The sequence below is a fragment of the Aquisalimonas sp. 2447 genome (genome assembly GCF_012044895.1).
Lineage (GTDB): Bacteria > Pseudomonadota > Gammaproteobacteria > Nitrococcales > Aquisalimonadaceae > Aquisalimonas.
In genome coordinates this window covers 1,535,913-1,557,822 of sequence record NZ_CP050695.1, presented here as the reverse complement: position 1 = coordinate 1,557,822, position 21,910 = coordinate 1,535,913, and the positions used below count along the sequence as shown (strand labels likewise).

17 protein-coding genes are annotated in these 21,910 nt (G+C 59.7%); 8 read left to right on the top strand and 9 right to left on the bottom strand.

The genetic code is table 11. The features are described from left to right. Positions 1 to 81: 81 nt before the first annotated feature. Together KU884_RS07325 and KU884_RS07320 are read right to left on the bottom strand one after the other, a co-directional pair. Positions 82 to 2,520 carry a hypothetical protein gene (locus KU884_RS07325; RefSeq protein WP_167782044.1) on the bottom strand — a complete coding sequence of 813 codons (2,439 nt, stop codon included), beginning with the start codon at positions 2,518 to 2,520 and terminating at the stop codon, positions 82 to 84. After that, positions 2,517 to 6,710, bottom strand: a complete 4,194-nt coding sequence (locus tag KU884_RS07320; RefSeq protein ID WP_167782043.1) for a hypothetical protein — start codon at positions 6,708 to 6,710, stop codon at positions 2,517 to 2,519. Before KU884_RS07320 ends, KU884_RS07325 begins: the two co-directional genes overlap by 4 nt. A gap of 553 nt (positions 6,711 to 7,263) precedes the next feature. On the opposite strand from KU884_RS07320, the gene KU884_RS07315 reads away from it, so the two are divergent. Next, positions 7,264 to 9,351 carry an abortive infection family protein gene (locus KU884_RS07315; protein WP_167782042.1) on the top strand — a complete coding sequence of 696 codons (2,088 nt, stop codon included), beginning with the start codon at positions 7,264 to 7,266 and terminating at the stop codon, positions 9,349 to 9,351. A gap of 129 nt (positions 9,352 to 9,480) precedes the next feature. On the opposite strand, the gene KU884_RS07310 is transcribed toward KU884_RS07315, so the two are convergent. After that, complete coding sequence (locus tag KU884_RS07310) at positions 9,481 to 10,155, bottom strand: hypothetical protein (RefSeq protein ID WP_167782041.1); 675 nt, start codon at positions 10,153 to 10,155, stop codon at positions 9,481 to 9,483. A gap of 196 nt (positions 10,156 to 10,351) precedes the next feature. On the opposite strand from KU884_RS07310, the gene KU884_RS07305 reads away from it, so the two are divergent. From KU884_RS07305 to KU884_RS07285, 5 genes are all read left to right on the top strand, one after another. Beyond that, on the top strand, positions 10,352 to 10,903 hold the full coding sequence (locus KU884_RS07305) for a hypothetical protein (RefSeq protein WP_167782040.1): 552 nt from the start codon (positions 10,352 to 10,354) through the stop codon (positions 10,901 to 10,903). Positions 10,904 to 10,970: 67 nt separating this feature from the next. Next, on the top strand, positions 10,971 to 11,543 hold the full coding sequence (locus tag KU884_RS07300; RefSeq protein WP_167782039.1) for a hypothetical protein: 573 nt from the start codon (positions 10,971 to 10,973) through the stop codon (positions 11,541 to 11,543). An 88-nt stretch (positions 11,544 to 11,631) separates the two neighbouring features. Beyond that, the gene (locus tag KU884_RS07295; protein WP_167782038.1) at positions 11,632 to 12,669 is read left to right on the top strand and encodes a YafY family protein; all 1,038 of its coding nucleotides are present in this window, start codon (positions 11,632 to 11,634) and stop codon (positions 12,667 to 12,669) included. 201 nt (positions 12,670 to 12,870) lie between these two features. Then, positions 12,871 to 14,961 carry a hypothetical protein gene (locus KU884_RS07290; protein ID WP_167782037.1) on the top strand — a complete coding sequence of 697 codons (2,091 nt, stop codon included), beginning with the start codon at positions 12,871 to 12,873 and terminating at the stop codon, positions 14,959 to 14,961. 33 nt (positions 14,962 to 14,994) lie between these two features. Then, on the top strand, positions 14,995 to 15,477 hold the full coding sequence (locus KU884_RS07285; protein ID WP_217351438.1) for an NIF family HAD-type phosphatase: 483 nt from the start codon (positions 14,995 to 14,997) through the stop codon (positions 15,475 to 15,477). 441 nt (positions 15,478 to 15,918) lie between these two features. On the opposite strand, the gene KU884_RS07280 is transcribed toward KU884_RS07285, so the two are convergent. Continuing rightward, positions 15,919 to 16,503, bottom strand: coding sequence for a 3'-5' exonuclease (locus KU884_RS07280; RefSeq protein WP_217351437.1), 585 nt, complete (start codon positions 16,501 to 16,503; stop codon positions 15,919 to 15,921). Between the two features lie 438 nt (positions 16,504 to 16,941). Between KU884_RS07280 and KU884_RS07275 the strand changes: the two genes are divergently transcribed. Both KU884_RS07275 and KU884_RS19270 read left to right on the top strand, forming a co-directional pair. After that, positions 16,942 to 17,748, top strand: coding sequence for a metallophosphoesterase (locus KU884_RS07275; RefSeq protein WP_167782036.1), 807 nt, complete (start codon positions 16,942 to 16,944; stop codon positions 17,746 to 17,748). 20 nt (positions 17,749 to 17,768) lie between these two features. Beyond that, on the top strand, positions 17,769 to 18,095 hold the full coding sequence (locus KU884_RS19270) for a helix-turn-helix domain-containing protein (protein ID WP_167782035.1): 327 nt from the start codon (positions 17,769 to 17,771) through the stop codon (positions 18,093 to 18,095). On the opposite strand, the gene KU884_RS07265 is transcribed toward KU884_RS19270, so the two are convergent. The 5 genes from KU884_RS07265 to KU884_RS07245 form a co-directional block, all read right to left on the bottom strand. Next, positions 18,022 to 18,828: a metallophosphoesterase gene (locus KU884_RS07265; RefSeq protein ID WP_167782034.1), complete on the bottom strand. Its 807-nt coding sequence runs from the start codon at positions 18,826 to 18,828 to the stop codon at positions 18,022 to 18,024. The genes KU884_RS19270 and KU884_RS07265 overlap by 74 nt on opposite strands. Further along, positions 18,800 to 19,630 carry a metallophosphoesterase gene (locus tag KU884_RS07260; RefSeq protein ID WP_167782033.1) on the bottom strand — a complete coding sequence of 277 codons (831 nt, stop codon included), beginning with the start codon at positions 19,628 to 19,630 and terminating at the stop codon, positions 18,800 to 18,802. Before KU884_RS07260 ends, KU884_RS07265 begins: the two co-directional genes overlap by 29 nt. Positions 19,631 to 19,662: 32 nt before the next feature. After that, on the bottom strand, positions 19,663 to 20,469 hold the full coding sequence (locus KU884_RS07255; RefSeq protein WP_167782032.1) for a metallophosphoesterase: 807 nt from the start codon (positions 20,467 to 20,469) through the stop codon (positions 19,663 to 19,665). A 259-nt stretch (positions 20,470 to 20,728) separates the two neighbouring features. Continuing rightward, a complete protein-coding gene (locus KU884_RS07250; protein WP_167782031.1) occupies positions 20,729 to 21,040 on the bottom strand; it encodes a hypothetical protein in 312 nt (103 codons plus the stop codon). Between the two features lie 114 nt (positions 21,041 to 21,154). Beyond that, positions 21,155 to 21,376, bottom strand: a complete 222-nt coding sequence (locus KU884_RS07245) for an MbcA/ParS/Xre antitoxin family protein (protein ID WP_167782030.1) — start codon at positions 21,374 to 21,376, stop codon at positions 21,155 to 21,157. Positions 21,377 to 21,910: the final 534 nt, after the last annotated feature.

Here is a 21,910-nt window from a genome sequence, read left to right as displayed (position 1 = left end):
GACCTGAACTCTCCCCGCCCCTCCATGCCAAACGACCTACGAATGAGACCACTGGCACGGTAACCTCACACTCCGTACTCCTCAGTTGACCAACAAGAGCCTCAGCATTTTTTCTACCATGCTCATTCGGCTGGTCTGGCCCCGCTTCAGTCGGTCGCTGGTCAATGACATGAGGTGAGTCCGCAAAACGTTGCTCTCATGGGGATGCTCGAGGGCCCTGGTGCCACGCCCATCGGTCCCCAGGTCATGAACGACCATGTCTCGCAGAGCCAAGTTGCGGGTGAACTTCCCGCTCCCAGACTCCTGGATGTAATACGCGACGCGCGCGAAGGCGGGCAGGACCTCCATTGCGATCGGGTGACTCTGGCTCATCCTCATGTGCGGCACCAATGTTTTCGGCTCCTTCCGGCTCGAGCGCGTAAAGCTCCTGGCCAGTCCGATCTTCGCGTCATGGTCCCTGCGCGCCAGCCCAGGGTAATCGGCTCCGGCTTCCGTCTGGCCCAATAGTTTCGGCACATACTCGGCGGCACCTGCAGTAACCTTCAGCAGATGCAGGCGATGGAGGTCGAGAAGCAGGAACTGCTCGTTGAATACAGGACTGCACGGGCGCGGATCCTTGCCTGCAGAGTCCGAAGATGCGCTCAGATGGCGCTCCAGTGCCCCGAGAGCCACTGACAATGTCTCGCCGGTTTGGACTTTCAGCTCCTGCAGGACTTCCAGCAGTGCAGCATTGTTTTTCCAGCGCCACCGTGTCCCGTTTGCGCCGCAGCAACTAACGACCGGACTTTCTATACTGAGAACCTGATCCTCGAGAGAAACTCTGACTGCCCCCGCACGGACAGGAACAGACTTGGGGCTCCGGGCCAGCAAACCCACGTATTCGCCATCCAGTTCTTCCGGAGCATTGATCTCCCACTGCAGACGCCCCGAGTCCAATTGGTACTTCATGCAAAGTTCGTCGTACGCCCTGGAAATCACATATGGCACCGAAGCGTCCTCAGGCCGGTCACCCTCTTCAAGGGAGATCCCCAGGGAGTCGAGATCGATATTCTGGTAGGCCTGCCAGTCGCTGAAATCTCCTCGGTAAAGCCGAAGTCGGATCTCTGTGTACGGGTCGAAGCGTGTCGCCGGCGCCCGTTCTTTGAGTTCCAAAGCCTTGAAGAACGTTTCCAGAACCTGCGGCTCGCCGGTCTGCGGATACGCTACGATGCTACTGTGGGTCTCGGCCTGCGGCCCCTTCTTGGATCGCGGCAGGCTGCGACTGATAAAGAGTACCGGCGTGATCTCCCGACACTTGATGGCCGATGCATCGCACCGCTCAAAGCGAAAAACGCCCGACGACAGGTGTTCTTGGATCCTTGCCTGGGCCAGATCCCGGACGTCCGGAGGCATCTCAGGGGAAAAGCTCAGGTAGATGCGCTCCGGCCCGACATCTGACCCCACCGGCTCCTGGACCGGTTTCTCGGTGGTCCACTGAGGGTCGAACACCACAGGCTGAGCCAAGATACCGGCGGCCCGCAGGCAGGCCTCCATGCGGTCCTGGGCGAGGTTCTGGAAAACCATCTCCGAGGCGAGCAGCTTCTCTACCTCTTCCGGCGGACGCTCTCCATCGGGGAACGTGCCGGCAGGTTTGCTGTACCGCATGAAGGGCGGACGAACACTCCTCAACATCCGCCCGTCCAGTTCGCGCCCCAGACCTAAGTGGAGGGCGTGCATGTGCCATCCGTGATCCTGCCCGATCTCCGCAGCACACTCGCGCTGGGTCGGCCGGGCGTACGCCTTCCACTTCGTTTGCAGCGAGAGGATGCCGAACTTGTTCAGCAAAGGCTGAACCAGGAAACCACGCAGGTACTTCGCCATCGAGAGTTGCGGGCGAGTGAACATGAGCTCCCGGGAAAAGATCGCCTCCAAGCCTTCGGGTTCGCCCCAGTGCTCATCCTGCACTCGCTTCATGTGGGCGCGGAACGCGAGATCGACAAGAATCAGCGGCCAGTTCCGCTTGTAGCCCAGGCTCTCGGGATGCTCAGCCGCGCTTTCGGCCGCCTTGCGCAACATGTCGTCATCAAGTGGTGTTAGCGTTCGCGCAGCCAGTGCGGTGTGACCGTCCGTGCTGCCGCTTAGGTGCGGTCCGAACAGCCCATAGGCGAGATAGCGATAGCGCGCCCGCTCACCCGGGACCTTTTCGCGGACGACGGAGCCTAAAAAGTTCATCTTTCCTGCATTCTTATCTCCAGCTTGCCAGCTATCCGAAAGCACTCTGGCGAACCGGCGCGCGGCCAGTTGGTGGCCTGCAGCATCTCCCCTTCCTCCATCACGTGGGGCGTCACTCTCGTCGACCAGAGTCACGTATCCCAGCGTTGCGCTTGCTCCCTCGCACGCACGGACGTAGGCGGCGAGGCTGCGCAGTAATGCAAGCAATCGCCCGGCATCCAGCCGGCCCTCGTCGTCGTGAACCGGAAGCTGGATCTGATTGGTGCGTGAGCGGTAAGGGCTTGGTTCCGGTAGCGCCTGAAGTGTCACCCTGCAACCTCCCGTATTCCCCCAAGCAGGGCCCGGGCGGCACCCTGACTGGACAGTAGACGATCAGTGAAAAGGCCATACCCGAGTTCGCCGGGCCTTATCTTCCACTCGACTTGTTCGGCCTGGTCTTCGATCCACTCGTATGACGGATCCGTAATGTCGATTTTGTGAAAGGCGGACAAACGCACGACACCATGAACGCCCGTCAACGGCTCCACCGTGTCCTGTGAGTCAACGGGTCGAGTGTTCAGATAAACTGCGATGGCGTCCTTGTATCCACTCCTGCGCGCCCACTCCCTGACTTGCTCAGTCCGGTCCTGCGCTTGCTCGAGTACTTTCTCGCGGTTCTTCCGGTCGCTGAAGACGCCGTAGTGCTTCGCATCCACGGCAACCACGACTTCGTCATCGTAGGTGTAATAGCGATCAAACAACTCGTAGAGGGGGCGCGGGCTCTCCATGGGCACCAGATCGTCAGCCATCTCAGCAATCCAGAGATCGGCGGCAAACTCGCCCCAAACACCTTGCCTGTCAGCGCGCAGATGGGGCCATGTCCAGAACTCTGGTCCCGTCCGGTGCGGTCTATCAGACAATTGAACGCCATCGAGCTTTTTCCGAGCCTCAGCGTGACCCTCTTCGGCAAGGAGCGGGTCACGCAGGGAGACCGGCAATCGGAAATCGAAGAGTTCGTCGTTCGGCGGGTCGTACAAACGCGGCGGACCTGATTCCGCCGCGGCTTCACAGTCCCACTCCACCACATGCCCGTCTCCCGAAGGGCTGGCAGTCAGGGAGCATTTGCGCCCATCGGCTGGCGCTCTCATCCAGAGGGCATTCACGAACTCCTCAGGCAGACCGGCATCAAGCATGCGCTTCCGATGCCTGGTGGGGTCAAACAGCCAGTCCGGGTGCCGGAAAGCTTCCCATTGCGCGATCAGGCGCTCGGCTTCGTCGTCGTCAATCGATCCGTTCCTGACTTCCTCGAGCCCTCGCAGGAGTTGCTGCTTCGTTCGACGATACGCGACCAACGCCCGTGTTTGCTCTGCGTCACGCTGCTGATATTCATCCGAACCGAGACGATGCACTTCGACTACCCGGGACCACTGTTCCCGAACATAGCCAAGCGCGGCTTGGGTATTCAGCGACGCAGCCTTGCCCAGATCCGGTCCTGCACCGTCGAAAAGAAGGGGCTGGGCCCGAAGAAGATCAGAGAAGACTTCCGCCTGGAGCAATACGTACTGGCTCTGCGGATAGATGGTTCTCTCATTGCGGCCGATAGCCTGAATAATGGTCGCCGCGAGCAGCATCAGGTGTTGGCGGCGCAGATAGGCCCTTGCTCCCTCTACGATGTCGGCTGCATTCAACGAGATATCCCTGTTCCGCAGCGCTCTGGCCTCGTTGTCCAGAGATGCCCATCCCAACACGCGTAGCGCATTCGTCATCCGTTGTCCGAGCCTGGCCGCCGCCCGCTTGTTCCGGTCTTCGGGTCGCCTCTTCAGAACGTCGAATACCGAACCAGCGTCTCCGTAGACGGACGAGTAATAGGGAGACATGAGCAAAGCGACGGTATCGATATCGCAGTGATGCTCGGACGACAAGTGACTGTTCACTTTCAGATTGAGGCCGCGACCCGCCGACGGGTATGCACTGGCGATCAACACCTTGCAGCCGAGGTCTGTGGCGAGGAAATCCTGGATAGAATCGAGGCGCAGAGCCTTGCGCCTCCCGGCAGGCACCCCAATGGCCTTCTTGATGTAATCGCGGGCAGAGTCATCCAGCCGACGGAGAACGTTATCCAGTTCGGCCGTGTACAGCACCAGAAGGACGTTCTCGTAACCTCTAGCCGCCTTCAACAAGAAGAGGCGCGATTCGGCGAGGTCTTCTACCCTCGCTTCGTCGCCAAGCGTTGCAGACTGTTGCCTCAGAGCCCACCTGATCTCACGCGTTGTCTGGACGAACGCAAGTGCAGTACGGGCTTCCGAGTCCTTGAGTCCTGAGCCAACAAGCTCCCGTGCGCCCTCTGCCGCATCGTCGACAGCCAGCCCCCCCGACATGGCTCGGGTGATCGCCATGACATGCTCTGCCTCTTTGCGTTTGTAGCGATTCGTGCGGCTGCCAAGATCGAGTGACCAGTGGTCTCCTGAACAGTCCAGTCTTTCACCAAAGGAACCGACGCATGCCTGGTACCCGCCCCGTCGCTCCCTCCTCCGCGCTTGCGAACACTCGGTATCAGCGACATCTTCGCCCGTCATTCCCATGTAATGGACGAACCGGGACTCCCGCAGGTAACGGGCCGAGAACGCCCCGATGTCTGCATTCTCAAATGCACCCGTCGCGCTAATCAGAAAAGCACCGTTCGTCACTTGGCGGCTATCCTGCCCTCCCTCCATAGGATCGCGTGGCAAATGCCAGTGAGCATCCGCCGAGATGAGCCGCTCCAGATAATGCTCCGGCGACGTGGTGCGGTAGGGCATCACGGTCGAAACGACTTGATAGGCATGGTCCGCCTCGTAGTCACTGAAGTAGGAGCGAATCAGTGCGAAAGCGATGTGGGGCGCTCTGAAACCGACGTCGATATCCACCGGATCGTCTGGCCTGAACTCTGTTCGACGTTCCACCAGGTCGCTGAATCTCTGCTTCGCTAACTCGTTCAAAAAGCGTCGAACAGGTGGCGTGTCCTTCTGCTCGTTGGCGCGATCATAGAAAGGCTGACGAATCAGTCCGAACGATCCCTTGTCATCGGCCAGATGCTTCAGGACAAAGATCATCTCCAGGAGCAGTTCATACCACTCACGAAGGTTCTGGTCCCCTTGACGCTCTGCACCGGCCCGACGGATCAGCATTTGCTCGACGATGTGGCCGGCAATGGAAAGGTGTTCCACGCGATGGCCGTTGAGGAATCCCGCAGTCCCGGCGGTGAAAAGGCCGTCATCTCCAAGCGCCTGGATGGCTTCGTCATGCCGAGCAACCGTCATGTACCGACGGGTGAGGCAGTCCTCCGTGCTCTTCCGGAATGCAGACTCCGGTACCGAGAAGTCCTCCTTCTTCCTGAAGGCCTCCATCTCCTCGTAGATCTTCTGCCGCCGGTGTCGGAGAGCCAGGTACTGCTGGATCCATTCATTCGACGCGACGCTACCCAACAACCCTTCAATTTCGGCCCGGTTCCCACTGTGAAGGGCTGCCTCCAGCTTCTCGACCATCGCCTTGGAACCAGACAGGATGCGCCCACCTTCGCGGTGAAGAACGCCGGCAGCCTGGGTGACGGGGCCCAGATCCACGAGATCCCCCAAGAGTTCATTTTCGAACCGCGCCTTCGACTCGTCGGCCTCGTCAATCAGATAGAGAAACGCTGTGTCCTCCTGCAGCCCGGTCACGCTCTCTCCTGTGCCCTGCTGCAGCCCATGAGTGAGATCGGCCATTGGCAATGAGCGATAGCTGTAGAGCTGTTCCTGTGTTCTGTAGAGGATTTGCTGGCGGGTAAGCAGTTTGGCTGTCGTCATCATGACCAGGCCAGCGGGATTCTCCGGTGCGGAGCGTTGAACCGCGCTCCAGGGCACCAATGCCTGGACCAGTTCGCTCCAGGCCTCCGGATGCTTGGAACTCAATTCGCTCTCGATCAACGGGACATCCATCAGCGCAAGCAGAACGCGTCGGAGCTGTTTGAGCTGCCTATCCCCGTACTCCTTGAGTTGTCGCTCTAGAAAGTCCCGAAACTCCTGTTCACCATTCTGATCAACTTGCGCCCGCCATGCCGTTAGTCTCCCCCTAATGCCTTTCTGCAAGGCTCGCACGTCCCTCAAACGCTTTACCGGGCAGTTATTGCCGACACCGCACTTGGGGTGACCATGCCTGTTCAGGAGCCTTTCAGCGGCACCGAGCAACCCAGTCTTGTCCTGGAGGAGTTGATAGAGACTCCCAGGGCCACGGGGATCATTAAGCTCGCCATCGGCGACCACCCGGACCACCGGTATGCCACCAACCTCGCGGAGGAGGCGGATCGTTTTGTTCTGCTCCTCATCGAGGTTGTTACTCGCATCGATCTGATTCCGGTTCGGCGCTGCGTAGATCACCATAAGCGACTCACCACGATCTTTGGCGCGCGCAAGTCGAAGGGCTGCGAACACCAGCGCCCAGTACGTCTTCCCCAGACCGGTGCCGGATCCAATGGCCTTGATGAATGGCGCACCACTGGCCATCCCCTCTTCCAAGGCTCTCTGGAAGACCGGGAGGAGTCCCTCGGATTCTGATACTAAGGCCGCACGCAATCTCTCCTCGACACGCCCCGTGTTTACACTCATATGTCCCACCCGGAGTAACCGAATCGCTTACTGGACTTTGAATGGTGAGTTAGACGAGCGACAAATGGCGTCGCAAGGAAGGCGATTTCTATGCGCCTTCCAGTGCAGCAAGAATGGCTAGAACCCTTACTCGCTCCCCGAGGGTCACACGCATCGACGGGGAATGGCTTTACGCAGATCGTGGCCATGCAGGTCTGCGCCATCGAATATTTTTTTCTACTTATCTTTCAACTACATGCAGGCTCTGCGACGCAGTTTGTCGCACCGCTATGGCAGCCTACCTACGCTCGCTAACACAGGGCCAGTTACTTAGCCCAACCGCTTCGCTGAATTTCGCAGCGTCGGTAGTGAGTGTTCATCCGCGCAACCTCTTGGCCGGCACCGGAAGAACGTTCTGGTTCAACTCATCCGGTCCATTGCGCAACACGTCGTCAACCGCAGGAGTTCGCCTATGTCCGATGTTTCCAGTAACGATGTCACCCACCTCTCCTCTGATCCGAACCGTCCATTGTCCGAACAAGTCCTGCTCGCTTTCGCGGGTGAGACCAGCCATCCCTTGGTTGGGCCATGGGCAAAGGCCAAACAAGACCAACAACTCCAGATCACGTTCGAGGACGCCACCCGTGGGATCATCGTGCTGGGAAGCACCGGTTTTGGCAAAACAGTCACGGCCATCGAGCCTGCAATCAAGCAATTGATTGATAACGGGTGCGGAGGCATGATCCTCACCACAAAGAATGCAGACTTAGGCATCCTGGACGACTTTCCCGAGAAGATTGTCATTCTCGGCGGCTCTGACCTGGCAACCCCGACCAATTTAATCGCCGGGGTACCGAGCAACGTCATACGCGTATTCCTGGAAGAAACACGCCATAACGTCGAAAGGAACGGTTCCTACTGGGGGTCTCGTGGCGTGATATACGCCATTTTCGTCCTTGAAACGCGGCGCCTGATGGGACGAAATCCCACACTGGCATGCCTTTACGATGCATTGTCGGCTCCTGCCGACTTCGTCGCCGACTTCGATCCGTGGATCGAGAGCCAAGAGGAACTCCCCCAGGAGTACCTGCGGTTGCTCAACGACGTGCTGAACGATCGCTTCAGCATCCTGTCCAGGGGCAGATCTAGTCTGACGACAAACAATCCGGAATCCGATGAGGAGAACGAGCGTCTACGTGAGCAATACACCTGGCAGACCAACCAGGTCATAACGCCACTCCAGAAATTCGGCACGGATAGCAGGCTGAGGAAATATCTCTGTGATCCTAAGGCGCCCCCTGTCGACATGAGCAAGGTGCTCTACGAAGACAGAAAAGTCATCATGACTGATCTGCCGGAAACGGTTTTTGCGGGAGTCGGTCGTATCGTGAACGGCATACTACGCTCCCAGATGCGCAATGCAGTCCTGTCTTACCCCCGGCACAGAAAGGAAGGGTACGGCCGCGACCGGTTCACGTTCATGGTCATTGACGAGTTTCAGCACCATATAAGCCTGGACAGTTCGGCTGCGGCGAAGGGGCTGTTCGATGACAACACCTGGTTCGACCGCAGCCGCGAGTTCGGGCAAATCAACATTGTCGCGACGCAGGGCATTTCGAGCCTAGCTGCCAAGGTTCCCTCGCACGAACCGAACTCAAGCGTGCACGCGCTGCTGCAGAATATCGGGACTACCATCACGTTCGCCTCCCATGACGTCGCGACAATCGAATACATGGGCCGCCATGTGGGAGGCACCGACGCGCAAGCCGTCCAACAGATCATTTCAGGACACCTGGACATCGGCCAAGCACTCTGTGCATCTCACCGGCTCCGCAATCATGGTGGATCGATGGTTGCTCATGTCCGTGGGGGTGCCGTCGCCGGCTTTCCGCACATGACCTATGGTCTTGGACGCGGCGAGAGGGTCCTGGACGAGGATCGCTTCCGCCCGCTAGAGCCGCAGTACAGTGTTAACCCCTTTGTTTCCAATACCAGGACCATAAAGGGATGGACTGACTGGCTGGGGAAAAATCGAAAGCTCGTAAAAGGGCAGATGGTGAAGGCAATGACACCCACGCCCGCCAACATTCCACGCCGCTCGTACAGCGTCACCAATGATAAACTCGGTCGGAGTCTTGCATTCTCCCGTCAAAGGGACAGCGAGATTCAACTCCACCTCGATATCAAACGGGAACATCGGGACGGCGCCTGGCGCCTTTCTATCTCCATAGACGCGCTGAAGTCGTTGTCCGACGAATTGCCCCAACGCCGCGGCTTCGTTGACCTTTTCCACCGAGAAGATTCTGCCAAGCACAGCCTGGAAGAAACGGATGGCTGGCGAATCAGGCTTACCCGCAAAGGCCAAGTCGACCACACGTTTACCCTCGCAAGAGAGGAAGAGAGCGTGGAACTGGTCCTGCCCTCGTCGGACTGGGAATGGCTGTGCGAGATCGCGGAACTTCTGTTCCCCGTATACCTGGAGGCCCGGGAAAATGCCTTCATCGCCTCACATGCGGAGAATGATCAATTACTCAAGCATTTCCCAACCGATGACCCTTGATAGGTGTCTCCTTGAACCCTGGAGGTAGAGCACGAGCAATGTTGGCCGCGTCCATCGCGCGGCCAACATACGTCGTGAACGGGATTGATTCTGCCACCCCGCTCTTGAGCAGAGTAGCTGTCGGGCTATCTACTCGGATCGAGAATCAGCGTACTTCTGTATCCTCTGCATCAGCCAGGGTCGTTCCGCCGACAGTCCGCCTACGAACTCAGCTAGCCGATCTTCCAACACTTCAACCCGCCGCTCCCGCTCTTCTATCTGGTCGAGATAGGCGCGCAGGGCCTCCGAATCCACTCTTCCTGCAGAGGAGCTCGCCGGTTCTGCCTTCCCACCAGCCGGGACTGTCGATTGCACACCTGGTTTTTCCTGCGCATCGCCGGGCATCGGCCCTCCTTGCCGGCCTTCGGGCTGACCAGCACGACGCCATCCCTCCTCAGTAATAACAAAAAGATATTCACTCCTGCCGTCCGACCTACGGGCAATGCCTTGCCTACGAATCGCAGGGGAGTTCCGACTGCGCATATGGCTATGAATCGCTTTGGAAACGGGTGCTAACTCGCAACCCCCGTCATCCGTGGGGTTAACAGCCTTCGCGATGTCATAGGCTGTCGCCGTGCCTTCCGGCGCCTGACTCAGGTAGTCCAGCACGCGCTCGCTGAGGCTTTTCGCAAAGTCGATGTCGTAACACTCACTCATAGTCAACTCCTGTTCGATTGATTGGAGCTTGCGACCGTACCCCGCCGTTGCGACCACCTGTGTCGCAATCGCATGAGATTTACCTCTCAGCGCGTCGGAACTTGCCATAACCGCATGTTGACCTGGCTCACGTTAGGAATATGGGTAGCCGAACATTGATCGCGCCCCCGCGCTAACCTCGCTTGTCTGAACCGTCTGGCGTCAAGGCAACCAAGAAAAATCGCATCGTTCACCCACCCCGCGACGCGAACTGTCGCACCCTGCCCGTACAGTGCCACCAGATTCAACGAAAACGAGGTGTCGCATGCATAGCAATCGGATTCGTATCGATTTCACCAAGAGCCTGAGTCAGCGGGTGATCGATTTCCTGGGGCAGATTCCTGAGGGACGCGCGACTTCAACGGAAATCGCCGTCGCGGTGAGCACGCGCAACAACGGTTCGCCCGTTCTCCCGTCGGTGTCGAAGGCAATCTTCAACCATCAGAGGCGTAACACGCCGAAGGTGCGGCGGTGCGGATCCAAGATTATGCCGGACGGTCAGGCACAGTTCGCCTATGAGCTGACGAGCGAAGGATGGCTCCACGTCGGAGAGCCTGGGCACGGGGTGGGTATCCGCAAGATACGACGCGGTTCGCACTCCCACAGCCGCGGTATCGTATCAGCCAACGGAACGACCAGACCTCAAACACGAAAAGCCGCTGATCAGCTTCAGCAGTACTTGCATCACCTCCAGCGACAAGCACGACGAGCGCAGTCCCTCGAGGAGGCGTTAGGAGCACTGCTGGCACGAGTCAGGTGTGCCGACCCAGCGTTATTCCAGCGACTCGTCGAATGCGGCGATACGAATTTCCGGTAGTGCGACACGATTCGTCGCATGCGCATGAAACGATGTGCACACAATCTGGCGACCCAAGGAGTTTGCAATGAACAACGAGAGCATCACCATCGACTTCACGAAGAGCCTGAGCCAGCGGGTGATCGACTATCTGGGCCAAGTGCCGGGAGGTCGGGCCACCGCATGGGGGATTGCGGCGGCGGTCAACCCCACGGAGGACGGAAAGGTGGACCTGCCACCGGTTTCGAAGGCGATCTTCAGCCATATACGGCAGGGAGGGAATCGAAAGATTCAGCGTGTGGGACTCATAGAGACTGAGGACGGCAAAGAGCGGCACGCCTACGAACTGACCGAGGAGGGCTGGCGACACGTAGGTGCCCCGGGGCACGGAAAGGGCGTGAGAAAGAAGAAGTGGAAAAGCGAATCTCGCGAGGCGGACCGACGCCTCACGGACTTAAGCAACGCAGAACTGCATGGACGGAATACACACTCAACGGGCATCAGTTCGTTCCGGAAGTACCTGGAGGAAATGGAGCGGCAGGAACAACGGTCCAAGATGCTGGAACAGCAACTGCGCCAGGTGATGGGCACTCTGCGAGCGCATGACCCGGAACTCTTTCGGCGGATCATTGGTGACGGTGCACCCGTCGACCTCAAGTGAACTCACCCACCGTCTTCCGCGCGGGGCAAGACGGTGAGGCGATACGTCAACTAGCCACAACGCACGCACTCAAGACAAGGGGGTACACATGGCTGATTCAATCGGGCGACAGTGGGATATTCTTTGCGTCATCCCGCATTTTCCTCAATCGGTGAGCACGCTGGAAATCTGGCAAAAGCTCAGGGACAAAGGGCATTCCAACACCAAGCGCACGGTTGAGCGTGACCTCGAACGCTTCTTGTCCAGCCATTTTCCGCTCATAAAGGACAACGACGGCAACGCCAACACCTGGGGTTGGATGCGGGGGGCCCGCCAAACCAACTTCAACATCCCGGGGATGGGCATCGAGGAAGCGCTCGCTTTTTCCTTGGTCAGGTCGTTCCTCAGCCCTGTATTGCCCCCCAGCACGTTGGAAGCGCTGGAACCTCATTTTGAGCAGGCCAAGCGCACCATCGAGGCCAAGGAGAGGACATCGGCGCCCATCACGGAATGGCCAAACAAGGTCGTTATGACCACGCGCGGTCAGTCACTGGCTCCCCCGGCTTTGAATGAGGAAGTCGTGAATGCGGTCTACGAGGCGCTGTTTCTGGATCGACAACTCGACGCGGCCTATCACTCGCGGCGCAGTGGAGCCGTGAAGCAGTACGTTATCAACCCGCTGGGGCTCGTTGTTCGAGACGACGTAATCTATCTCGTATGCACCTTCGACGACGATACCCGAATCCGCACTCTGCCACTGCAGCGGATGCTCTCGGCGCAAGCGCGCGAGACCAGGGCCTCCCGTCCGGAGGACTTCGACCTGGAGGGGTTCGTCAATAACGGCGGCATGGACGTTCTCGTCTCGGAGGATCCACTCGACCTGCGCCTGCGCATCAGCAACAAGACCGTTGCTCATCTCCAGGAGACACGCCTAAGTGAGAACCAGGAGATCGACAGGATCGACGACGACTGGGCAGAGCTTCGGGCAACGGTTCCGGACACCCAACAGATTCGCTGGTGGCTGCTGGGGCTCAGCGATGAAGTTGAGGTGGTCGCGCCGGAAAGCCTGCGGCAAGAGATTGCGGGGAAACTCCAGTCCGCCGCAGCCCTGTACACGACGAACGCCCGTCGAGCCGGAACCGGATAGAGGCGGCCCGTCTATCCCGGGCCGTTCGAAGAAGATGGCACAGCGGTGAACACACCCCCGTTCTTGGGGAGTACTCCCAAGACGGGCCTTCGCCATCGGCTCAATCAATCACGACGTTAGCTGTCGCACCGGCGTGGCACGCTGCCCGACGCCCGCACGCAGGACGACGAATTTCACATCCAATACGCGAGGTACTTGCCTATGTCCGATCTTCCCAACAACGTTTCCCACGTCTCGCCCGATCACAACCTTCCGCTGCGCGAGCAGACCCTGCTTGCTTTCGGCGGACAGACGACCCAGCCACTGTACGGCCCTTGGGCCAACGTGGGGCGGGAACAGCAGGTGCAGATCACGTTCGATGACGCGACGCAGGGAATCCTCGTGTTGGGAACAACGGGCAGCGGCAAAACCGTGACGGCCATGGAACCCTCTGTCTACCGACTGATTGAGGCCGGATGCTCAGGATTGGTGCTGACAACCAAGAGCGCCGACCTGGGTATCGCCGATGAATTCCCCGACCGGGTGCTCATGCTTGGCGCATCGACGTTGTGCACACCAGTGAACCTGATTGCCGGCATGCCGATGAACCTGGTGCGCTCGTTTCTGGACGAGCTGCGAATGCAGAACAGCGTCGCGAAGCACGACGGTTATTTTGGTTCGCGTGGGCCGGTCTACGCGGAACTGGTCCTAGAGACATTCCGTTTGATGGACCGGAACCCGACCCTTGCCTGCATCTACCGCGCTCTGATTGAGCCGCAGTGGTTCACTAGCCAGTTTGACGACTGGATTGGGCGGCAGACTTCGCTGCCACCTCGGTACATCCAGCTCGTCAAAGGTGTACTGGCAGACGAGTTCAACATTCTGGCCCTGGGGGGGTCACGCTACGCTCGCGAGGACCATGAGAACTCGCGGACAATGCACGAACAATACACATGGCAGACGAATCAGCTTGCCACCCCGCTGGCACATTTTGCGACGGACGCGCGTGTGAAAGACCAGCTTTGCTCGGAGGAGGCACCGCCGCTGGACATGACCAAGCTTCTCTACGAAGACCGGAAGGTTATCCTTACCGATCTTCCGGAAACCGAGCTTGGTGGCGTCGGCCGGGTGGCCAACGGGTTACTGCGGTCAAGGATGCGTAACGCGGTACTGACCTATAGCCACCACCGGGAGAAAGGGTTCGGTACCGACAGTTTCACGTTCATGGTCATCGACGAGTTCCAACACCACGTCAGCCTGGATAACACGGCTGCCATGCGGGGTCTTTTCGATGACGATAGCTGGTTCTCACAATCCCGCGAGTACGGCCACATCAATATCGTGGCAACCCAGGGGATCTCCAGCGTCGCGGCCCGCCTCCCCTCAGGACAACAGCCCGCGACCGTCCGCTCGCTGCTGCAGAATCTGGGGACGACGTTGTCTTTCTCTTCCCACGACCCGGACACAATGGAGTTCATCTCCACCAATGTGTTTGCCGCCGATGGTCGCGCCGCTCAGCAGATCGTGTCCGGTAATCTGCAAGTTGGCGAGGCGTTGTGTCTGTCAAAACACCTCGTTCGGCATGGCGGATCCGTGGTCGCCCACGTGCAGGGCGGAGCCACGCCAGGAGCCCCTCACATGAGCTACGGGCTGCAACGATCCAAACGACCGGTGCCCGTTGGCCGATTCGCCAAAGCCGAACAACCGATGGACGAAAACCCGTTTGCTTCCCAGAGCGCCGGGGCCACGGGTTGGGACGAGTGGTTCGAGCAGAACCAGGGAATCCTGCATGAGCACATGCTGGGGGCCATGAGTATGTCATTCCCCCGCTTGGGCAACCTCGACGGCCGACTTGAAGCCGCTCGGGATCGGCACGGCCGGAGTTTAGCCGTGGACAGGTGGGCTTCCGGGGATGATTGTTGCGCCATCGTGATCGAGCAGGTCCAAAGCCAGGGTGGTTGGAGTCTGACGCTTCGCATACCGGCGTTAAAAGCATTGGCGGACCAGGGGCGCACGCAACTTGAGGAAGAGGACAATCCTCTGTTTTCGGAGTCAGCGGCAACCCTGAAGGATTCCGACGGCTGGCAGCTCCGGCTACACCCGCCCCGCGGGGCTCATGACACTGTCGCACTCCGGCGCGAAAGACGCATGGAAGTCCGTATCACAAGGGCGAATTGGGACTGGATTCGTGAAGTCGCGGACCGGCTGTACCCGATTTACAGATCGGCCCGCAAAGACTTCGAGATGACGCCGGAATACAAGAATCAGGGGCAGAACCGGCCGGAGTCCCCGGGACGCAAGGGCAAGAACTAGGATTGAAGCCTTACGCCGCCCCGGTGCGCCGGGGTGGCGTCACGGGAAGAGGCACGCGCGGTGGATGACGGTACCAGGCACATAGAAGTCCTCGCACTGGACTTGGAGGGCACGCTGATTTCCAACGCCGTGAGTCAGATCCCGCGCCGGGGGCTGCACGAGTTTCTTGTGGAATGCGTGGAACGGTTTCCCCGCGTGGTCATGTTCACCACCGTCCCCGAAGCACGGTTCCGCGCTATTGCGCGGGCATTGGCGGGTGAGGGCGCCGTACCGGAATGGTTCCCGGATCTTGAGTACGTCCACTGGCACGGGGCCATCAAGGATCTACGGTTTATCACCGATGCGCCGTTGGAGCGCACCATCCTGGTGGATGACTGCGGGGACGTTATCCAGCCTGCGCAGACGGAGCAGTGGATTTCGGTACCGTTGTTCGAGCATCCCTACGAGGAGCCGGGGTATGTGCTCGAGGAAGTCCTGACTAGGCTGCCAAGGCCAAAACGTCGGGGCGAAAAGTGATCCGGCTCACCGACTATAAAGACCTTAAGCCATGCTTACGATCCAAGAGAAGATAAAAATCCTGAATGCCTGCCAACAGAGCTCGAAATTGTCACGCCGTTCCCCTCGCAGTTTCCAAACGGCGGCATGGGATAGCGGTATTTCCATAACCCATGACCCCTGCCGTTAGCGTGCCGGCTGCAATGCTGACACCGAACGCGACGTCACCGAAGAGCCTTTCGATCAAAGGGCACGGCCGCTTCACTGCTCCCAAGATGCTCGGCAGCTTCCGGCCCAGGGACCGTTCCACCGGCCTCCCGCAGCATCTCCTCGTGCATCCGGTCGCCACGCCGCCGCGCCTCCTGCAATGGATTCAGGTTCGTGTTGCCAGGGTGGTAATCCGCCATGATCTCCGTTCCCCGGTCCGGGGCATTGGAGCCCGACTTTCCCACCAACACGACACTATTGGTTCTCTTTCACACCTTCCGCGGGAAGGTTGGCCATTATCAGGGGCAACAGACGCGCGGTATTCACGGCGTCATCCAGTCCCCGGTGTGGCTGGCCTTCGAAGGCAATCCCCGCCTTGGAAAGTGCCGACGCGAAATCGATCGGGCCCGGGGCCACGGTCTCCTCGAAGCACTCTCGCAGATTCACGTGCTTGCCCGGCAGCGGGGATTTCACACCGTGGTACTTGAAATCACGCTCGAAGAGCATACGGTCGAACCGTCCCCAACTCGACCACAGCACGGTGTGCGTGGACTCGAGCCAACTCCGGAACGAGTCCAGCACCTCCGGCAAGTTCGGCGCCGCGTCCACGTCGCCCTGGCTGATCCCGGTGAGGTTCCGGCAGAAGTCCGTGAGTTTCGGATGACGGACGGGGCGAACATACGCCTGAAACCGCTCGAACGATTCACAGCCGGCATCCACGGCAACGGCTCCGATTTCTATGATTTCCATTTCCCGCTTGGGGACAGTCTCGTCCTCCGCGCAGGTGGCCTCCAGATCCAGGACCACCATCGGCCCTTCGCGGTTGACAAGACGTTGCAATGATTTACTTGGCAAGGCTCCCCCTCAGGCGTTTCCAGAGAAAACCACTCGAATCCCGAGCGGCGCAACAACGTCTACGAGCTTGAACGATACCCACGACACGATGTGTCGCAGGGGCACCGGCACAATACGGGGCACTGGTCAGACAGCGAAATCGAGGTCTCATGAGTCATCAGGGTTCAGAAGCGCTTCGCGTCAATAGTGTGCCAACGCCCGGCGGCGGGCATATCGGCATGACATCTGGGAATATCGCCATTCATTGCCTTGGCGTCCTCGGGCGGACCGGACTTGTGGCGTGCAAACTGCTCACCGAACAGGGTATTCCCGCGGCCAGCGCACTGGAACAGGTTCGTGCAGCCCGGCCAGGAGCGGTGGAGACACCCGAGCAGGAGGCTTACGTGCTCTCACTGAGCACAGCGCCTTCCTGAGATCAGCCTGATGGAGCAATGGCCGGGCATCATGCGTTTGCGCCGCAACGAATGCGGACGCGATCTGATCGTGGGGGACCTGCACGGCATGCGGGAACTCCTGGAAACGGAGCTGGAGCGGATTGAATTCGATAAGAGCCGGGATCGACTGATCTGTGTTGGTGACCTGGTCGACCGTGGGCCCGACAGTCTGGGAACGCTGAGGCTGCTCAGCGAGCCCTGGTTCGTCTCTGTCATGGGGAACCACGACTTCGCTGCGGCCCTGAACTGCATGGCCATGAGGGCTCCCGTCTCGGCCGAAGGCTACATGCAGATGCGGATTCTCTCCGAGCCATGGCTACTGGGACTCGGCACTGTCGAGGAACGCGAAATCGTTGATCGGGTATCCCGGCTGCCGCTGGTTATCGAGATCAGTGCAGGCCGTGACATTGCCGGCGTGGTGCATGCGGAGGTTCCGCCCGCATTTTCCTCGTGGGAGAGCTTCATTGAGTGGGTTGAGCGGCAATCCAGCGAACAGGAAAAACGCGACTGGAGCGCACAATTGCTCTGGGGGCGCAGCTACGCATCGTTGGAAGGTGCCCCCGGCCCCGCCCATTCTCACGGGACGGTATTACTGCCGGGCGTCACATCACTCTTCCACGGGCACACGATAGCCATCGAGAACGGCTTTCGGCCCTGGTGCGTTGGCAACAGGCACCACATCGATACGGGAGCCTACTTGCTCCACGCAACGGGGCAGAGCCCGACATCATCGACCCGTTCTGAGGGACCGCAACTGACGATTATGGATATCTGGAATCCGGGCCATCCCCTGTGAATCGTAAGAGAAGATGATCCATGGAGTTCCGCGAGAGCAGTGGCAACGTGTTTCTGGATCTCGGTTTTCCGGAAGAGGAAGGTGAGGATCTGCTTCGGCGCTCCCAGTACATGCGCCGAATCCTGGAGTACATCCGCCACCACGGGCTGGACCAGACCGAGGCCGCCACGCGGCTTGGGCTAAGCCCGTCCGAGGTGTCAGCACTGCTGCAAGGTCACATCGACAGGTTGACCACGCCCCGGCTTGCGGCGGCGATGGAGTACGCGCAGCTCGCTACGCCTCACACTCCTCGATCGTCCTCAGATCTCCCGCCGGGAGGTGCGGACCCTGACGATGGTGGCGCTTGAGAACCGGGGTGTCCTGCCAGTCACGCTGCCCCGGCTCGCACATACGTCCCGCCCCGCTAGTCACTCCCGCCAAACCGACGCCGATCGCGGTCAGCGGTTCATCGCGGTAGCGGAAGGTATATCCCACGTGATGATGGCCGTGCACGATGGTGTGCGCGCCCATGGCCAAGGCCAGATCGTCGATGAGCCGGAATCCCATCGGATGGCAACTCGGTGCCTCGTGAGAAACAAGGATGTCCGCTGCCTGATCCCACAGGGCCTCGAAATCCTCCCACCAGATCGCTGCACGGGCCTTGAGCGGCAGACCGTCACGCCACCTCCGGTTGCGGGGGACTGCCTGCAGGTAATCCTTTCGTCGCGCGAAACGAGGCGCGCCATTGTTCTCGTCCGGGTGCCAGATCCGCCCCTGGAAGTGACCACCCAGTCCGGCGATACGCAACCCATGAATGTCTACAACCCGCCCATGAATGCACCGATCCCTGAGTTCCGACTCGAAAAGGGACGTGTAGTAGCTCTCCCGATCAACGTCATGGTTGCCGTGAATCCAGTACACCTCCGTTGCCTCGCGCGCAGGCGCGACAGCGCGATCCAGCGGCACGTCGAGATCGTAGTCGCCGAGAAGCACCAATGCATTCGGCCGATCGCGCCGCGCGCAGCGGTTCAGGGGGTCGAACACCCCGTGCGGGTCCCCGGCAAAATAAACGCTATCGACGGTTTGCGGCGCCGTGGGCATCGTGCTCCTCCGCATCAACAGCAACCAACTTCTCCGGTTCGAAGCCCTCCACAGGCTCGATACCCGCGTAGCCCCGAGGGTTGCTCACTACTCGACAGCCATGCAGCACGGTATCAACGACATCATGCGTATGCCCGTGAAACCACAGACGTGGCTGTGTCGAGCGGATGAGTTCGTCCAAATCCGAGCCGTAACTGAACGACAACGGCGGCCCTTCCGGTCCCGCCGGGTAGTACGGCGCATGGTGCGTGACGACCACGGGGATCATCCCGTCCGCATGGGCGCCGCGGACCGCGCCTTCGATGAACTCCCGGGACTCGATGTGCAGCCGGCAAGCGTATTCCGGTAAAAACCTGCGGATATAGGGAGCGGCAGCCGTTCCGCACCGGATGCGCTGAAAATCGTTCATCCGGTTGCGTGCCTCGCGCAGCGCCACCGGATCGCCCCCCTTGAAATCCGTCCATAGAGTCGCCCCGATCAAACGCATAGTACCGACGTCCACGCACGCGTTTTCCAGGACGTGAACATTGCCCACATCGGCCTTCGATACGTGCTCGCGCAACTTTTGCGGCAACCTCTGGGGCGAGCCCCCTTTGTAATACTCGTGATTCCCCAAGACCTGAACCACCGCCCTGAAGTGCCCCGCCACTCGCAGGGGTAAATCCACAGCACGCGTATCGACGTCGGTATCGCCAGCGAGCACCAGCACCCGTTCTGCATCCGCGTCCGTTACGGGCACCTCGAACAAGGGGTCTTTTCGGCTCAACCCGCGCCCGTTGAACTCCAGGTGTAGGTCGCTCATGACCCTGACTTCCATACACTTCCCCTTCACGTCTAAAGCGGTGTCATGGGAGCATCGATGGTGACCAGAGTCAGCCCCGGTTCGCCCGCCCGAGCCCGCGCTCGCTCTTCGGCCCATTCCGGCTGGGCGAGGAATGCACCGGAATCGATATGCACCCGATTACCCATACGCCACGGCTGAAACGCGTTGTCGAGACGGATTGAGTGCCCGTGAATCACGTGCAGTATGTCCGGCAGCGTCAGCGTCGGGTCATCCTTCCACAGATAGCGCCCCGCCCTCTCCGCTTCCATAAAGCGCCTTCCCTGGACCACTGGCGCCAGCTCGCGCATGCCGGCCTTCTCAAAGAATGCACGCACGACCGAGTCACGGAATGCCTCCCAGGTTGCGTAGTTCCAGGGCACCTCGGCATGGACGACGCCGACAGGCCCGCCCGTCGTGTCCACTTCCATCAAGAAAGGAAGTTCTGCAATCCGTGCAGCAACTGTACTTGCCTCTTCCGCGTTCAGGCTCTCCAGCCACCCTTCCGTAGGAAGCCGGAACCGAAGCGCGTCGTCCTGGCGCACATCAGGGTGGTCGCCGAGCAAGTGAATCACCGCGGCCAGGTCGTGGTTTCCCATCACCGAATAGAACCATGGTTCCTCAAGCAGACTCAGCGCCCGCAGCGATTCAGGCCCCCGATCCACCAGATCGCCAGCACAGATCACGCGGTCCGACTCCGAATCGAAACCAACGCGCTCGAGCTCCTCGAAGAACAGCGAGACCATGCCGTGTATATCACTCACCACGATATCCCGGCCCCGCTCGTTAACCGACAACCGCGTCAGCGGGCGCCCAATCATGAACACACCTCCGTTCAAAGAAACCAGCAGAGCACATCTGCAGGGCTCACCATTCGCCAACGCCCGTCTGGTTTCCGCAACTGTTTGTTGCTCCGCTAGTCATGGCAGCCCTCCAGGTGAAGTCACATCCAACGTAGCGCGGTGCCGCGACAGTTTGCGTCGCAGAGCCCCGACTTCCTGGAGCCGTCCCTTACAGCGACTCGCCAGCACCGGCATTTTTCAGACTGGTTGGAGGAGGACCTCAATCAACCTTGGGAGGCTAAGACGTACGGGTCCGGCACAGGACGTCATCAACGATCTGCTGCGCGGTTTCGGCGTCGGTGACATCTTCCAGCTTCGCTTGCAGCGCCCGGAACGCAGCGCGCGCCGGATCGGCGTCTGTGAGGTCAATCACGCCATCTTCATCGAGTTCGAGAAAATCAACGCGTGTCTCCTCCCCCTGCTCATCGAAAACGGAAAACACGCAGGCATGCGAGTCGATACGACGCATGTGCCTGAAGGCGTGACCCGCAGCCTCCACGGGAGTGCCGCCATCAGTATCGATTTCCCAAGTCAAGAAATAGCGAGGCATATCACACTCCCCCTTTGCGTGTTTGCCGCACCTCTCCGCAGACAAAGAGGCGTAGGTTTCAGTCGATGGTACCGGGGAGGCGACGCTGGGTCGGCAGGTTCTATCGAATTCCCATCAGGCGAGCGGACCTGCCTCGAGACTATCCAGATAATCCAGGACGTCCTGCGCGCGGCCACCGCACTCCACGAGTTCTCTGGCTGTCTTTCCCCCGAACGCCGAAAGAGGCTCGCTGAAATACCAACGCCTCACGGATTCCTTATCCTGAGCGATCGCGTAGGCACGCCGTAGGACGTCCGCGGCGTCTGGTTGCCGACAGTCTCCACCCTCCCCCTGCATTACCGGTCACCAAACGGGTGCGCAAGCGCAAGGCGCGCGGTTACCTCTTGTTTCAACATCTCCCGCGGCTGCATAGAAGCTTTTTTCAGGCCGACATTTGATGCCGATCGCGTCGCCAGTTTCATCGATTGCTTTGTCCTGCTCATGCAAGTGCCAACCCATGTTCCTTGAGAATCCGCCTCCTTGCATTCTGCCCGGTCTCCGGGCCACTGAGGCAAGGGCATCGGTCCGTAGGCAGAGCCGGCCTTTGGCGCCCGCTGATAGGTCGCATCATGGGTTGCCCTCCAGCAAACGCAATCGGGATAATCATGCGGATGCATGCCTGCGGTGATCCATAGCGTCGGAGTGTCCACGGTGCCGGGCAAGGTCACTCCCCTTAGAGGGTAGTCAAGCCAGTTCCAGTTAGGCACACTCACTACCCTGCAATTCTAGTGCTCTACCACGGCGAGATCCCGCTCTAAGCGGGGCGGTTCGCTTTAGCGGTCAAATCCCGCGGGCCCGTGCTCTGTATGAGTGGCGCGTGGAGGCAGTTCT

What these genes read in the sequence shown, in the direction of transcription:
- KU884_RS07320 (WP_167782043.1), bottom strand. Translation starts at nt 6,710, where the DNA reads ATGGCCAGTGGTGCGCCATTCATCAAGGCCATTGGATCCGGCACCGGT.
- KU884_RS07315 (WP_167782042.1), top strand. Translation starts at nt 7,264, where the DNA reads ATGTCCGATGTTTCCAGTAACGATGTCACCCACCTCTCCTCTGATCCG.
- KU884_RS07310 (WP_167782041.1), bottom strand. Translation starts at nt 10,155, where the DNA reads ATGGCAAGTTCCGACGCGCTGAGAGGTAAATCTCATGCGATTGCGACA.
- KU884_RS07305 (WP_167782040.1), top strand. Translation starts at nt 10,352, where the DNA reads ATGCATAGCAATCGGATTCGTATCGATTTCACCAAGAGCCTGAGTCAG.
- KU884_RS07300 (WP_167782039.1), top strand. Translation starts at nt 10,971, where the DNA reads ATGAACAACGAGAGCATCACCATCGACTTCACGAAGAGCCTGAGCCAG.
- KU884_RS07295 (WP_167782038.1), top strand. Translation starts at nt 11,632, where the DNA reads ATGGCTGATTCAATCGGGCGACAGTGGGATATTCTTTGCGTCATCCCG.
- KU884_RS07290 (WP_167782037.1), top strand. Translation starts at nt 12,871, where the DNA reads ATGTCCGATCTTCCCAACAACGTTTCCCACGTCTCGCCCGATCACAAC.
- KU884_RS07275 (WP_167782036.1), top strand. Translation starts at nt 16,942, where the DNA reads ATGGAGCAATGGCCGGGCATCATGCGTTTGCGCCGCAACGAATGCGGA.
- KU884_RS19270 (WP_167782035.1), top strand. Translation starts at nt 17,769, where the DNA reads ATGGAGTTCCGCGAGAGCAGTGGCAACGTGTTTCTGGATCTCGGTTTT.
- KU884_RS07265 (WP_167782034.1), bottom strand. Translation starts at nt 18,828, where the DNA reads ATGCCCACGGCGCCGCAAACCGTCGATAGCGTTTATTTTGCCGGGGAC.
- KU884_RS07260 (WP_167782033.1), bottom strand. Translation starts at nt 19,630, where the DNA reads ATGAGCGACCTACACCTGGAGTTCAACGGGCGCGGGTTGAGCCGAAAA.
- KU884_RS07255 (WP_167782032.1), bottom strand. Translation starts at nt 20,469, where the DNA reads ATGATTGGGCGCCCGCTGACGCGGTTGTCGGTTAACGAGCGGGGCCGG.
- KU884_RS07250 (WP_167782031.1), bottom strand. Translation starts at nt 21,040, where the DNA reads ATGCCTCGCTATTTCTTGACTTGGGAAATCGATACTGATGGCGGCACT.
- KU884_RS07245 (WP_167782030.1), bottom strand. Translation starts at nt 21,376, where the DNA reads ATGCAGGGGGAGGGTGGAGACTGTCGGCAACCAGACGCCGCGGACGTC.